The organism is Cupriavidus sp. JZ107, assembly GCF_053903255.1.
In genome coordinates this window covers 914,765-927,018 of sequence record NZ_CP096480.1, presented here as the reverse complement: position 1 = coordinate 927,018, position 12,254 = coordinate 914,765, and the positions used below count along the sequence as shown (strand labels likewise).

The window sequence follows — 12,254 nt, the reverse complement described above, 5'->3', positions numbered from 1 at the left end:
GGTACAGGAGGAAGAATCGAGACGGCAAGGTCTCGACGACCATCATGTCGTTCCCGCGAAAGCGGGAATCCAGCGTCTGTGAAGCCGCTGGGTCCCCGCCTTCGCGGGGACGACAGGATGTTACGCCAACAGGCTCTTGCGTTGGCCCGGCGGAACGCCGCGCTTACTTGATCAGATTCGCGCCGAACCACTGCTGCGCGATACGCGCGGCCGTGCCGTCCTGCTTCATCTCGGCCAGCGTCTTGTCCAGTTGGGCCAGCAGCTCGCCGTCGTCCTTGCGCAGGCCCACGCCGTAGTCCTCGGTGCCGAAGTTCTCGTCGAGCACGCGGTACTCGCCGGCGCGCTTGCTGACCAGGTAGCGGCCCACGACCTCATCGACGACGATCGCGTCGAGGCGGCCAGCCGACAGGTCCATCAGCGCGGTCACGTTGTCGCCGAAGGTCTTCAGTTCCTTGATGCCGGCGGCGACCTGCGCTTCCTTGCGGATCGCGTCGACCGCGCTGCTGCCGTCCTGCGCGCCGACGATGCGGCCGGCTAGATCGGCCTTGGCCTTGATCGGCGAGGCGCTGCCCACGACGATGATCTGGTGGTTGCTCATATAGGGCGCGGTGAAGCTGATGTTCTTCTTGCGCTCTTCGGTGATGGTCAGGCCGTTCCACAGCACGTCGACGCGCTTGCCGTTCAGTTCGGCCTCCTTGGCGCTCCAGTCGATCGGCTTGAACTCGACCGTCATGCCGAGCCGGCGCGCGGCCTCCTTGGCCATGTCGATATCGAAGCCGACGATCTCATTGTTGGCATCGCGAAAGCCCATCGGCGGGAAGTTGTCGTCCAGGCCGACCACGACGGTCCGGGCGGCCGCGGCCGGGGCGCTGGCGGCACCGGCCGCCGCGGGGGCTTGCTCGGACTTGCCGCAGGCGGCGAACAGGGCCACGGCGGAGACGATCAGGAGGGCTTTCAGTGATTTCATGATGTGAGAGGAGCGGAGCGAGAGAGATCAGAGCAAAGGCGGGCGATGCCCGGGGCCATCCGACATCCCGCTTCGACACGGTGAGATGGCAGCAAACCCGCCATTATACGAAAGACGGATCCGTTCGGAGAATGTGGCGCACTGGCCGGCGTCGCCGGTCCGTGTCGTCTATCCTTTAGCAATGTGCTAAATCCTTTAGCAATGCGAACACGAAAGGTGACGACATGGCCGCACGCTCCATTGCCTCCCTCTCGCTGAGCTTCGGCTTGGTTTCCATCCCGGTCCGGGTCTTTTCCGCGACCGAAAGCAAGTCCGGCGTCGGTTTCAACCTGCTGCACAAGGGCTGCGGCTCGCGGCTGCGGCAGCAGTACATCTGCCAGCGCGAGGGCGTCGTGGTCGAGCGTGCCGACATGGTCAAGGGCTACGAGTTCGAGAAGGACCGCTACGTGGTCTTCACGCCCGAGGAGCTCGATGCGCTGGAGACCGGCGCGCGCCACACCATCGACATCGTCGCCTTCATGCCGACCGGCGCCATCGACCCGATCTATTTCGACAAGGCCTACTATCTGGCCCCCGACAAGCGTGGCGCCAAGCCGTACAGCCTGCTGACCGAGGCGATGCGCAAGACCGGGACCTGCGCGCTGGCCACCTGGGTATGGAAAGGCAAGCAGTACATGGTGCAGGTGCGCGCCAACGACGACGGCCTGGTGCTGCAGCAATTGCTCTATGCGGACGAGGTCCGCTCGATGGCCGATCTGAACGTCGAGCGCACCGACATCCGTCCCGCCGAACTGACGCTGGCCGAGCAGCTGATCGAGCAGAGCACGGTGGAGGCCTACGACCCGGCGGCCTATCAGGACGAGGAGAAGCTGCGCGTGCTGGCCGAGATCGACAAGAAGATCGAGGGCAAGAAGATCACGGTATCGGCGACGGCGGAGCGGCCCAGCGAAGGCGGCGAGGTGATCGACCTGATGGCGGCGCTGAAGGCGAGCCTGAGCAAATCGCAGGCCGCGGCGAAGAAGCCCGCCCGCGAGACGGCGCCGCGCAAGAGCGCCAAGCGCGCCGCGGAGCCCGCGGCCCCGATTCGACGTACCGCCAGGAAATGAGCGCCGTCGGCAAGGACAGCTTTACGCTGAAGGACATCGAAGGCACGTTCGGCGTCTCGCGCGGGACGGTGGCGAGCCTGACGCGCGCGGGCTTGCTCGAACCGGTCAAGGGCAGCCGCGGCGAGCGCCAGTATTCGTTCCAGGACGTGGTGCTGATCCGCACCGCGGATTCGCTGAAAAAGGCCAATGTCGCGCCGCGCCGCGTCACCCGGGCCTTGCAGCGACTGAAGGCGTGGTCGCAGGACCGGCCGCTGTCGGGCGTGCGAATCGCGGCGGTCGGCAATGGTGTGGTCGTCTCGGAAGCGCATCGCCAGTGGGAGGTGGAAACCGGCCAGTTGGTGATGGAACTGCAGCCGAGCCGGTCGCAGCCGGGCGCGGTGCTGTCGATCCAGTCGGCGAGGAAGCCGGACAACTTCGCCGAGGACCGCGCCAACGATGGGACCGATGCCGGCACCGACGCGGGCACGTGGTTCCAGCTCGGCTGCCAGCTCGAAGCGCAGGACATGCGCAAGGCCGAGCAGGCCTACCGCCGCGCGATTGCGATCGCGCCCGACTACGCCGACCCCTATCTGAACCTCGGCTGCCTGCTGACCGAAGCCGGGCGCGTGCAGGAGGCCGAAGCGCTGTATCGGGACGCGGTGGCCGCCATCGGCGACGAGCCGCTGCTCCACTTCAATCTCGGCGTCACGCTCGAAGATCTGGAGCGATACGAGGACGCGCTGCGCAGCTATCACCGCTGCATCGATATCGCGCCCGACATGGCCGACGCGCATTTCAACGCGGCCCGCCTGCACGAGCAACTGGGCGACGCGCATCGCGCGATCCGGCACTTCAATCAGTACCGGAAATACTGCCGCTGAAGCTCTGTCGCGCACGCTTGGTGCGCCGCAAGGTTGAGACTTCTCAACGGCTATGGGATACTTGCCCTGCTTTCGCCCCTTTTTTCAGGGCCGATGGAGCAAACGCTCCACCGAAAGCCCGCCATTCGCGCCTGCGTCTGGCCAATCTTCCTTCCTTCAAATTCGCGACCGAATGCAAACCGTCCTGCGCCGCACCGCCCTTTACCAGCATGCCCTGCATGCTGTGGCGGCACGCGCGTACGGCGACGCTTGCGGCTTTGCCGCGCGTCAGGCCATGGTCGCCCGCACATCCCATATTCCCGCCGTGCTTCTCTCAGCCGTGCGGGGAGCCAGGGACTAAGCCACACCACAGTCCCACACCGGTCTCCCTGGCACGGCACATTGCCCGGGGATCGCCATCCGTCGATGGCGGTCCACTGTTCAACGTGCAAATGGGAGAGCGCATGTCCGCCAAGACCAAAAAATCCGCCGCCGTCTATTACCGCGCCGTGCTCGCCATGGCCGGGATTGCCGCGCTTTATCTGGCGGTTGAATTTCTCGTGCTGAATCCGCTGTAGGCGGTTTGGGCGTGTTGCCCTCTCCCCCAGCCCCTCTCCCGCAGGCGGGAGAGGGGAGCAGGCCATCGGCACGCACGAATGCAGTCGCGATCCCGGGCTCCCTCTGCCACTCGCGGGCGCGGGGAGTCATCAGCCGACACGCAAGCCTTGATACCGCGCCGGCCTGCTCCCTCTCCCGCTTGCGGGAGAGGGTTGGGGAGAGGGCAACCCCCATCGCCCACAGCACGCCAGCCTCCCTTTCACCGACTACCGAGATCCCGATGTCCATGGAACTCTCCCAGAATTTCGTCAAGGCGAAACGCCCCTGCGCCGACGGCTACAAATGGTTCCTGCGCAACCGGCATGACGGCAGCGACTACCAGCGGCTGCTCGATGCGCTGGTCGATGCCGGCCGCGTCGGCGACGCATGCTGGCTGCTGGACCAATTCGGTCCCACCGATGCCGTGCTGACGCTCGATGCGCTGAACGCCGGCGCGCTGGTCTTTGCCGGCACGCTGGTCGTGCGCGGCGCCATCGATATCGATTCCGTGGTCCGAGCCGGACGCACGATCCGCGTCGGCGGCGGCATCCGCGCCGGCACCGCGATCATCGCCGGTGAAGATATCGATTGCGCGGGCAATTTGTACAGCGGCGGCGCGATCGAAGCCGGCGGCGACATCAAGGCCGCGTGGGGCATCGACGTCGCGACCTTTCTCGATGCCAAGGGCAGCGTCCGGGCGGGCTGGGACATCACCGCAGGCGAGCATATCCACGCCGGCCGCAACCTGCGCGCGGGCGACAGCATCGCCGCGCAGCACGCGATCCGCTGCGGCGGCACGCTGAAGGCCGACGGCGATCTGCAAGGCCACGGCATCAGCGCCGGCCAGGGCATCGAGGCCGGCGGCACGATCCGCAGCAGCCACCATATCGAAGCCGGCTGGGGCATCAAGGCAAGCGGCTCGATCGTCGCCGATAGCGCGATCAAGGCCGGCGAAGGCGTGCAGACCGACGAAGAGATCGTCACCGGACCGGGATACGGCATTCATGCGGGACTGAACGTGCGGATCGATATCTGGGACGTCAGCGCGCGCATCGTTGCCCGCAGCAAGCCGCAGAACCTGGTCAGCGGCGCCTGGCAGACCGGTTGACCGCCGCCATGTCATCGATGCTGGCTCACGCGGCGTTCGGCGCCGTTGCATGGCGCGGTTCCCCGCGCCGGCTGCACGCAAGCCGTCCTGCCCTCGCCCGCCTGCTGCGCGCCATCGAGCTGCGCATCGACGTCGAGCACGCGCCCGACACGCTCGAGGCCGAATTGCAGGCGCTGTACGACCGGCTCTATCAGCCCGGCGACTGCCTGCACGACATCGCGGCAACACCGTCCGCGCTGCCCGGCCTGGTCGTGCGCTACCGCGAAGCGGATGGCGAGTACTACTTCTATGTCGAAGACACGGTGCGGCGCTGCCTGGCCGGCTATACCGTCTTCAACCGGCTGGTCGAACTGGACCGCCGCGCCGACCGCCATCTGCGCGCACCGCATTCGAAGTTCGCCCCGCCCTACCAGCGCCGCGGCCTGGCCTCGGCGATCTATCGCTCGTATCTGGACGCGGGACACTGCCTGATCACCGGCGCGCGGCAATCGCCCGGCGCGCATGCGCTATGGCATGCGCTGGCCGCCGACTACGAGCGAGGCTATGTGGAGCTGCGCGACAAGGCGCTGCGCTATCTGGGATCGGACGTCACCGAGCCGGTGCTCGACAAACTGCATACCCGCATGGTGTTGTTGGGACGGGGATGGACGATGGCCGCGCTGGCGGAGGCGACGGGGATGGTCGTATAGCGGACCATGCGAGCGAGAAAACCCTTATCATCTCGCTTTGAGACGGAGGTGGTCCGAGTTCGGACGGGCCTCCGTGATTAGAGTCGAAACCCCGCGCAAGCGGGGTTTCGGCTTTCTGGAGGCGGGACTACCAGGTCAGCCCTTCGCCCCCATCACGCCGGCGATCGCCTTCGCGACCACCGCCACGTTGCCGTGGTTCAGGCCGGCGACGCACATGCGGCCCGAGCGCACCAGATAGACGCCATGCTCGGTGCGCAGCGTATCGACCTGCTCGGCCGACAGGCCGGTGTAGGTGAACATGCCGCGCTGCGCAAGATAGCGCGACAGGTCCGCACCGCCGGCCAGGCGTTGCAGATTGTCGTGGATCGCCGTGCGCATCGCCGCGATGCGGTCGCGCATCGCGGCCAGCTCGGCTTCCCACGACTGGCGCAGCGCCGGGGTCGTCAGCACCTTGCCGACGATGCGCGCGCCGTGCGTCGGCGGGTTGCTGTAGTTGGCGCGCACCGCGCCGGTCAGCTGGCCCAGCACGCGGCCGGCTTCCTCGGCGTTCGCGCAGACCACCGACAGGCCGCCGCAGCGTTCACCGTACAGCGAGAAGTTCTTCGAGAACGAATTGGCCACCAGGCACGGCACGCCTTCGCGCACGAGCTCGTGGATCACGAAGGCATCGTCGTCCAGGCTGGTGCCGAAGCCCTGGTAGGCCATGTCGACGAACGGCAGCAGGCCGCGCGACTTGACCACGGCGATGACCTCGCGCCATTGCGATTCGTTCAGGTCCACGCCGGTCGGGTTGTGGCAGCAGGCGTGCAGCAGCACCACATGACCCTTCGGCACCTGGCGCAGCGCGTCGATCATCGCGTCGAAGCGCAGGCCGCCGGTGGCGTCGTCATAGTAGGGATAGCTGTTGACCTGGAAGCCGGCGCGCTCGAACACCACGCGATGGTTGTCCCAGCTCGGATCGCTGATCCACACCTGCGCCTCGGGGAAATAGCGCTTCAGGAAGTCGGCGCCGACGCGCAGCGCGCCCGAGCCGCCCAGCGTCTGGATCGTGGCCACACGGTTCTCGGCCAGCGCGGCGCTGTCCGCGCCGAATACCAGCTGCTGCACGGCCTGGCGATAGCCGGGGATGCCGGCCATCGGCAGATACGGGCGCGGCCCCTGGTCGGCGACCAGCGCGGCTTCGGCCTCGCGCACCGCGGCCATCAGCGGCAAGCGGCCTACGTCGTCGAAGCAGACGCCGATCGTCAGGTTGACCTTGTCCTGACGCGGGTCTTGCGCGAAGTTCTCGTTCAGGGACAGGATGGGGTCGCCGGGGTAGGCGTCGATATGAGCAAACATGAAAACCTCAGGCCAGATTTGAGACCGATCCAAATTCAGTGATGACGCGGGGCGTGGCGAGCGGCGCGGGGGCGCCGCATCGCATTGCCGTCACCGCCACTACTGGTTCAGCGTACCGGCGCGCCTTGCGGCAGCGCTTGCGCGGCGTCCTTGTTCCGCAGCCGGTAGCACACTGCCAGCACGCCCAGCCACACCGGGATCAGATAGACCGAGAGGCGCAGGTCCGGCGTCAGGTACATGATCACCAGGATGCCGGCCATGAAGACCAGGCACAGGTAATTGGTCAGCGGGTAGCCGAAGCTCTGGAAGCGCGTGGTCACGCCAGCGCTGCGCTTGTGGGCGCGGAACTTCAGATGGATCACGCTGATCATCGCCCAGTTGATGATCAGGGCCGACACCACCAGGCCCATCAGCAGCTGGAACGCCTTGCCCGGGATCAGGTAGTTGATCAGCACGCAGACCGCCGTGGCAGCCGCCGAGGCGCCCAGCGCCACGACCGGAATACCGCGCCGATTGACCTTCAGCAGTGCCTTGGGCGCATTGCCCTGGCGCGCCAGGCCGAACAACATGCGGCTGTTGCAGTAAACGCCGCTATTGTAGACCGACAGCGCCGCGGTCAGCACCACCACGTTCAGCACGTTGGCGACCCAGTTGCTGTTCAGCGCGTGGAAGATCAGCACGAAGGGGCTGCCGCCGCTGGCGACGTTTTCCCACGGGTACAGCGACAGCAGCACGCCGAGCGCGCCGACATAGAAGATCAGGATGCGGTAGATGACCTGGTTGGTCGCCTTCGGGATCGTCTTCTCCGGCGAATCGGCTTCGGCCGCGGTAATGCCCACGAGCTCGAGGCCGCCGAACGAGAACATGATCACCGCCATCGCCATCACCAGGCCGGACACGCCGTTCGGGAAGAAGCCGCCGTGCTGCCACAGGTTCGCCACCGTGGCCTGCGGGCCCGCCTCGCCGGACACCAGCAGATAGCCGCCGAAGCCGATCATGCCGATGATCGCCGCGACCTTGATGATCGAGAACCAGAACTCGGCCTCGCCGAAGGACTTGACGCTGGCCAGGTTGACCGCGTTGATGATCAGGAAGAAGGCCAGCGCCGACACCCAGGTCGGAATCTCGGGCCACCAGTACTGGACGTAGATGCCGACCGCCGACAGCTCGGCCATGCTGACCAGGATATAGAGCACCCAGTAGTTCCAGCCCGACATGAAGCCGGCGAAATTGCCGTAGTACTTGTTGGCGAAATAGCTGAAGGAGCCCGCCACCGGCTCGTCGACCACCATTTCGCCGAGCTGGCGCATGATGAAAAAGGCGACGATGCCGGCAATGGCATAGCCCAGCAATACCGAGGGGCCGGCCATCTTGATGGTCTGGGCGATGCCCAGGAACAGGCCCGTGCCGATGGCACCGCCCAGCGCGATCAGCTGGATGTGCCGGTTCTTCAGGCCGCGGTGGAGCGCGCGGTCCGTATTGTCTGCATGCATGAAGTGTTTCCTCTACCCATTCTTTTGGAATGATAGCCGGGCGCCTCTATCGGACGGGCGCTTGTGGCTGTGCGCTGCCGCGGCGCGGGTAGCGCCGGGCAGTCGGTGGATATGACCCTGTGAATAGTCCCGACGCGATCGTCGGGGTCGCTGCCGATCCGCGCAATCAGACCGGCCCGACCGATCGATCAGACGATCAGACGGTCAGCACGCCCCGCTCGATCTGGTCGCGCTCGAGCGATTCGAACAGCGCCTTGAAGTTGCCTTCGCCGAAGCCTTCGTCGCCTTCGCGCTGGATGAACTCGAAGAACACGGGGCCGAGCAGCGGTTTCGAGAAGATCTGCAGCAGCAGGCGGCGCTGACCGCCTTCGGTGGTGCCGTCGAGCAGGATGCCGCGCGCCTGCAGCTGGTCGACCGGCTGGCCATGGCCGGGCAGGCGCTTGGCCAGGTTGTCGTAGTAGTACTGGTTCGGCGCGGTCGCCAGCGGCACGCCCGACAGTTGCAGGTTGTCGATGACCTCGATCAGGTTATCGCACAGGAAGGCGATGTGCTGGATGCCTTCGCCGTTGAACTCCATCAGGAATTCCTCGATCTGGCCGCCGCCCTTCTGCGATTCCTCGTTCAGCGGAATGCGGATCTTGCCGTCCGGCGCGGTCATCGCCTTCGAGGTCAGGCCGGTGTACTCGCCCTTGATGTCGAAGTAGCGGATCTCGCGGAAGTTGAACAGCTTCTCGTAGAAGTCAGCCCAGTACGCCATGCGGCCACGGTAGACGTTGTGCGTCAGGTGGTCGATCAGCTTCAGGCCGTGGCCGACGGGGCGGCGGTCCACGCCTTCGACGAATTCGAAGTCGATGTCGTAGATGCTCTTGCCCTCTTCGAAGCGGTCGATCAGGTAGAGCGGCGCGCCGCCGATGCCCTTGATCGCCGGCAGGCGCAGTTCCATCGGACCGGTCGGGATCTCGATCGGCTGCGCGCCGAGCTCGAGCGCACGGGCGTAGGCCTTGTGCGAGTCCTTGACGCGGAACGCCATGCCGCAGGCGCTCGGGCCGTGCTCGGCGGCGAAGTACGCGGCCAGGCTGTTCGGCTCGCGATTGACGATGAAATTGACGTCGCCCTGGCGATACAGCACCACGTCCTTGGAGCGGTGGCGGGCCACCAGCGTGAAGCCCATCTGTTCGAACAGGGGCTCGAGCACGTTCGGCGTCGGGGAGGCGAATTCGACGAATTCAAAGCCCATCAGCTGCATCGGGTTGTCAAAGAGATCGCTCATATCGTCTTCTGGCAAGTGGGTTGTGGGTCCGGGATGCCGGGGCATCCCCCGGGGAAATATTATTTCGGCTTCGCATGCGTCCGGCGGCACTGGCGCGCGTCGGCCCCTCGGGGGCCTCGGCATGTAGCCGGAACAGTCGGCGGCATGCAGCGATGCGATGCAGTTTATATTTCGGGGCGCCAAATTGGATTTCGTTAAAACCACAGGGAAACCCTAGGATGTGAGATAACATTTCATCCATACGCGCCTTGGAGAAATAAAGATGCATTCGATCGAACTGGACCGTACCGACCGCCGCCTGCTGGACGTTTTGCAGGAGCACGGCCGCGCCTCCAACCTGGAACTGGCCGAGGCCATCAACCTGTCGCCGGCGCAGACCTTGCGGCGTCACCGGCGCCTGGAGGAAAGCGGCATCATCAAGCGCTACGAGGCGCGGCTCGACGGCGCCATGCTCGGCTTCGGCGTAGTGGCATTCATCCATGTGACGATGGAACGCGGCCATATCCGCGACCTGTCCAAGTTCAAGGGCCTGGTCACCGAGCTGGCCCAGATCCAGGAGTGCTTCTCCGTGACCGGCGATATCGACTACGTACTGAAGGTGGTCGCGCGGGATCTAAAGTCGCTGTCGGATTTCCTGCTCGATACGCTGATGCGGATTCCCGGCGTCAGCGGCGTTCGATCCAGTGTATGCCTCGACGAGATCAAGTGCACCAGTGCGATGCCGCTGGAGCTGTAGGCGGGCAGCCGGCCCCGATATCGGCGCCATGCCGCAATTTTCTGCCGCGACACAGGGTTAGCCCGAGCCGCAATCGCAACATCCTGTTGGGCGCGCCGCCATACACTGGGCGCCGACCGCATCGGCGCCGGGCCGTCGGCGCCACGCAACCTATATCCAGGAGATCCGACATGGCATTCGACTTCCACGACAAGACCGTCCTCATCACCGGCGCGGCCGGCAACCTCGGCCGCGCCGTCGCCGACGCCTTTGCGCGTGCCGGCGCACGGCTGGTGCTGGTCGACCGCCCCGGCGTCAGCCCCACCCTTCCCGCCGGCGAGCATCTCGCGGTGGAAGCGGACCTGCTGGACGCGGCCGCGGTCAAGCGCGCGGTCGAACAGGCGATCGGCAGCGCTAACCGTATCGACGTGGTGTGCAATCTGGCCGGTGGATTCGGCATGGGCCCGGTCGTCGGCGAAGGCGCGGATGCGCAGTGGGAGCGGATGTTCGACCTGAACCTGCGCACCGTGCTGAACGTGTCGCGCGCGGTGGTGCCGCACATGATCGCGGCCGGCGGCGGCAGGATCGTCAATGTCGGCGCGAACTCCGCCGCGCGGGGGCTCGCGCAGATGGGTGCTTACTGCGCGTCCAAGGACGCGCTGGCGCGGCTGACCGAGGCGCTGTCGGCCGAGGTGCGCGACCAGGGCATCCATGTCAACGCGGTGCTGCCCAGCGTGCTCGATACCCCGGAAAACCGTGCGGCGATGCCGGACGCCGACGCCTCGCGCTGGGTCGACCCCGCGGCGCTGGCCGACGCAATCCTGTTCCTCGCCTCGGACGCTGCCCGCGCGATTCACGGCGCGCTGCTGCCGGTTGTGAATCGGGCCTGAGGCCGGGCCCAGGCTTGCCTGGGCCGATGCAGTCGCCTGCGCCGCTTGCACCGCCGCGCCCTCTCCCCAGCCCTCTCCCCAGCCCTCTCCCCAGCCCTCTCCCCAGCCCTCTCCCGCAAGCGGGAGAGGGAGCACGTCATCGCGACCAGGATGGCCACGCGCCAAGCAGGCCGCTGTGCTTCCTCTCCCGCGCGCCGGAGAAGGCGGCAGTCATCGCGAGCAGATTCGCGGCGTGCCAAGCAGACCGCTGCGTGCTCCCCTCTCCCGCTTGCGGGAGAGGGTCTGGGGGAGAGGGCCGCCCCGCGCGCCAACCGCCGCTACTTCAGCGGCCCGAAACGCTCCTCGTACAGCGCCGCGACCCAATCGACGAATGCGCGTACCCGCGGCGCCAGCTGGCGCTGCGACGTGTACATGACCGAGATCGGCAGTTCCGGGCAAGGCCAGTCCGCCAGCACCTGCACCAGCCGCCCCGCGCGCAGATGCTCCTCGAGACGAAAGCGCGGCACCTGGATCAGCCCGCAACCGGCCAGGCCCGCCTGCGTATAGCACTCGGCGTCGCTGACGGTAATCCAGCCGCGCGGCAGGTATTCCACGACCTCGCCGTCGATCCGTACGGTGAACGGGTAGCGGTAGTCGTGATTGCGCGAGAAAAAGCCCACGCCCTGGTGCTGCGCGAGCTCGTCGGGATGGCGCGGCGTGCCGTGCCGCTCCAGATAGGCCGGGCTGGCACAGATGATCTCGGGCAGACTGGTCAAGCGACGCGCCACCAGCGACGACTCGCGCGGCACGCCGGCTCGCACCACGCAATCGATGCCCTCCCCGACCAGGTCGACCAGCCGGTCGCCGCTGCTGATCACCAGTTCGATATGCGGATAGCGCCGGTGGAATTCGTCGATGCGCGGCAGGATGATCATCGCCGCGTGGATGCCATGCAGATCGAGCCGCAGCGTGCCGCGCGGATCGGATACGTGGCTGCTCAGCGAGGTCTCGGCATTCTCGAGTTCGGCCAGCACGCGCTTGCTGCGCTCGTAGAAGGCCTGGCCATCGAGCGTCGGCCGCACCTGGCGCGTGGTCCGTTCCAGCAGGCGCACGCCGAGCCGCGCTTCCAGTTCCTTGATCCCATGCGTGGCGGTGGCCCGCGGAATATTGAGCGCGTTGGCGGCACCGGAGAAGGTGCCCAGTTCCACGATGCGGGTAAACAGTTGCAAGGCGTCGAAGCGGTCCATGCCGTTGGGATCGATC

General features: G+C 66.4%; 11 protein-coding genes. 6 read left to right on the top strand and 5 right to left on the bottom strand.

Annotated elements, in window-relative coordinates:
* Window positions 1–163: 163 nt before the first annotated feature.
* On the bottom strand, window positions 164–967 hold the full coding sequence (locus tag M1D55_RS03960; RefSeq protein ID WP_006576338.1) for an amino acid ABC transporter substrate-binding protein: 804 nt from the start codon (window positions 965–967) through the stop codon (window positions 164–166).
* Window positions 968–1,191: 224 nt separating this feature from the next.
* Here M1D55_RS03960 and ku point away from each other — a divergent pair, with 224 nt between their 5' ends.
* The 4 genes from ku to M1D55_RS03940 all read left to right on the top strand — a co-directional run bounded on the left by ku (window position 1,192) and on the right by M1D55_RS03940 (window position 5,306).
* Complete coding sequence (gene ku, locus M1D55_RS03955; RefSeq protein ID WP_006576337.1) at window positions 1,192–2,073, top strand: non-homologous end joining protein Ku; 882 nt, start codon at window positions 1,192–1,194, stop codon at window positions 2,071–2,073.
* Window positions 2,070–2,933: a tetratricopeptide repeat protein gene (locus M1D55_RS03950; protein ID WP_456281180.1), complete on the top strand. Its 864-nt coding sequence runs from the start codon at window positions 2,070–2,072 to the stop codon at window positions 2,931–2,933. The genes ku and M1D55_RS03950 overlap by 4 nt, the downstream gene beginning before the upstream one ends.
* Window positions 2,934–3,756: 823 nt before the next feature.
* Window positions 3,757–4,617, top strand: a complete 861-nt coding sequence (locus M1D55_RS03945) for a hypothetical protein (RefSeq protein WP_456281179.1) — start codon at window positions 3,757–3,759, stop codon at window positions 4,615–4,617.
* A gap of 17 nt (window positions 4,618–4,634) precedes the next feature.
* The gene (locus M1D55_RS03940) at window positions 4,635–5,306 is read left to right on the top strand and encodes an N-acetyltransferase (protein WP_456281297.1); all 672 of its coding nucleotides are present in this window, start codon (window positions 4,635–4,637) and stop codon (window positions 5,304–5,306) included.
* 135 nt (window positions 5,307–5,441) lie between these two features.
* Here M1D55_RS03940 and M1D55_RS03935 read toward each other — a convergent pair whose 3' ends face one another.
* The 3 genes from M1D55_RS03935 to hppD form a co-directional block, all read right to left on the bottom strand.
* A complete protein-coding gene (locus M1D55_RS03935; RefSeq protein ID WP_456281178.1) occupies window positions 5,442–6,644 on the bottom strand; it encodes an amino acid aminotransferase in 1,203 nt (400 codons plus the stop codon).
* 107 nt (window positions 6,645–6,751) lie between these two features.
* Window positions 6,752–8,137 carry an amino acid permease gene (locus M1D55_RS03930; RefSeq protein WP_006576332.1) on the bottom strand — a complete coding sequence of 462 codons (1,386 nt, stop codon included), beginning with the start codon at window positions 8,135–8,137 and terminating at the stop codon, window positions 6,752–6,754.
* 196 nt (window positions 8,138–8,333) lie between these two features.
* On the bottom strand, window positions 8,334–9,407 hold the full coding sequence (gene hppD, locus M1D55_RS03925) for a 4-hydroxyphenylpyruvate dioxygenase (RefSeq protein WP_456281177.1): 1,074 nt from the start codon (window positions 9,405–9,407) through the stop codon (window positions 8,334–8,336).
* A 262-nt stretch (window positions 9,408–9,669) separates the two neighbouring features.
* On the opposite strand from hppD, the gene M1D55_RS03920 reads away from it, so the two are divergent.
* Window positions 9,670–10,143 (top strand): Lrp/AsnC family transcriptional regulator, encoded by a 474-nt coding sequence (locus M1D55_RS03920; protein WP_006576330.1) that lies wholly within the window; start codon window positions 9,670–9,672, stop codon window positions 10,141–10,143.
* Between the two features lie 170 nt (window positions 10,144–10,313).
* Complete coding sequence (locus M1D55_RS03915; protein ID WP_006576329.1) at window positions 10,314–11,012, top strand: SDR family NAD(P)-dependent oxidoreductase; 699 nt, start codon at window positions 10,314–10,316, stop codon at window positions 11,010–11,012.
* A 317-nt stretch (window positions 11,013–11,329) separates the two neighbouring features.
* Here the strand turns inward: M1D55_RS03915 and M1D55_RS03910 are convergent, their stop codons facing one another.
* Window positions 11,330–12,238, bottom strand: coding sequence for a LysR family transcriptional regulator (locus M1D55_RS03910; protein ID WP_456281296.1), 909 nt, complete (start codon window positions 12,236–12,238; stop codon window positions 11,330–11,332).
* Between the last annotated feature and the right edge of the window lie 16 nt (window positions 12,239–12,254).

Coding starts and splice junctions, on each gene's coding strand:
- M1D55_RS03935 (WP_456281178.1), bottom strand. CDS start 6,644: ATGTTTGCTCATATCGACGCCTACCCCGGCGACCCCATCCTGTCCCTG.
- M1D55_RS03960 (WP_006576338.1), bottom strand. CDS start 967: ATGAAATCACTGAAAGCCCTCCTGATCGTCTCCGCCGTGGCCCTGTTC.
- ku (WP_006576337.1), top strand. CDS start 1,192: ATGGCCGCACGCTCCATTGCCTCCCTCTCGCTGAGCTTCGGCTTGGTT.
- M1D55_RS03950 (WP_456281180.1), top strand. CDS start 2,070: ATGAGCGCCGTCGGCAAGGACAGCTTTACGCTGAAGGACATCGAAGGC.
- M1D55_RS03920 (WP_006576330.1), top strand. CDS start 9,670: ATGCATTCGATCGAACTGGACCGTACCGACCGCCGCCTGCTGGACGTT.
- M1D55_RS03910 (WP_456281296.1), bottom strand. CDS start 12,238: ATGGACCGCTTCGACGCCTTGCAACTGTTTACCCGCATCGTGGAACTG.
- M1D55_RS03915 (WP_006576329.1), top strand. CDS start 10,314: ATGGCATTCGACTTCCACGACAAGACCGTCCTCATCACCGGCGCGGCC.
- hppD (WP_456281177.1), bottom strand. CDS start 9,407: ATGAGCGATCTCTTTGACAACCCGATGCAGCTGATGGGCTTTGAATTC.
- M1D55_RS03945 (WP_456281179.1), top strand. CDS start 3,757: ATGGAACTCTCCCAGAATTTCGTCAAGGCGAAACGCCCCTGCGCCGAC.
- M1D55_RS03930 (WP_006576332.1), bottom strand. CDS start 8,137: ATGCATGCAGACAATACGGACCGCGCGCTCCACCGCGGCCTGAAGAAC.
- M1D55_RS03940 (WP_456281297.1), top strand. CDS start 4,635: ATGCTGGCTCACGCGGCGTTCGGCGCCGTTGCATGGCGCGGTTCCCCG.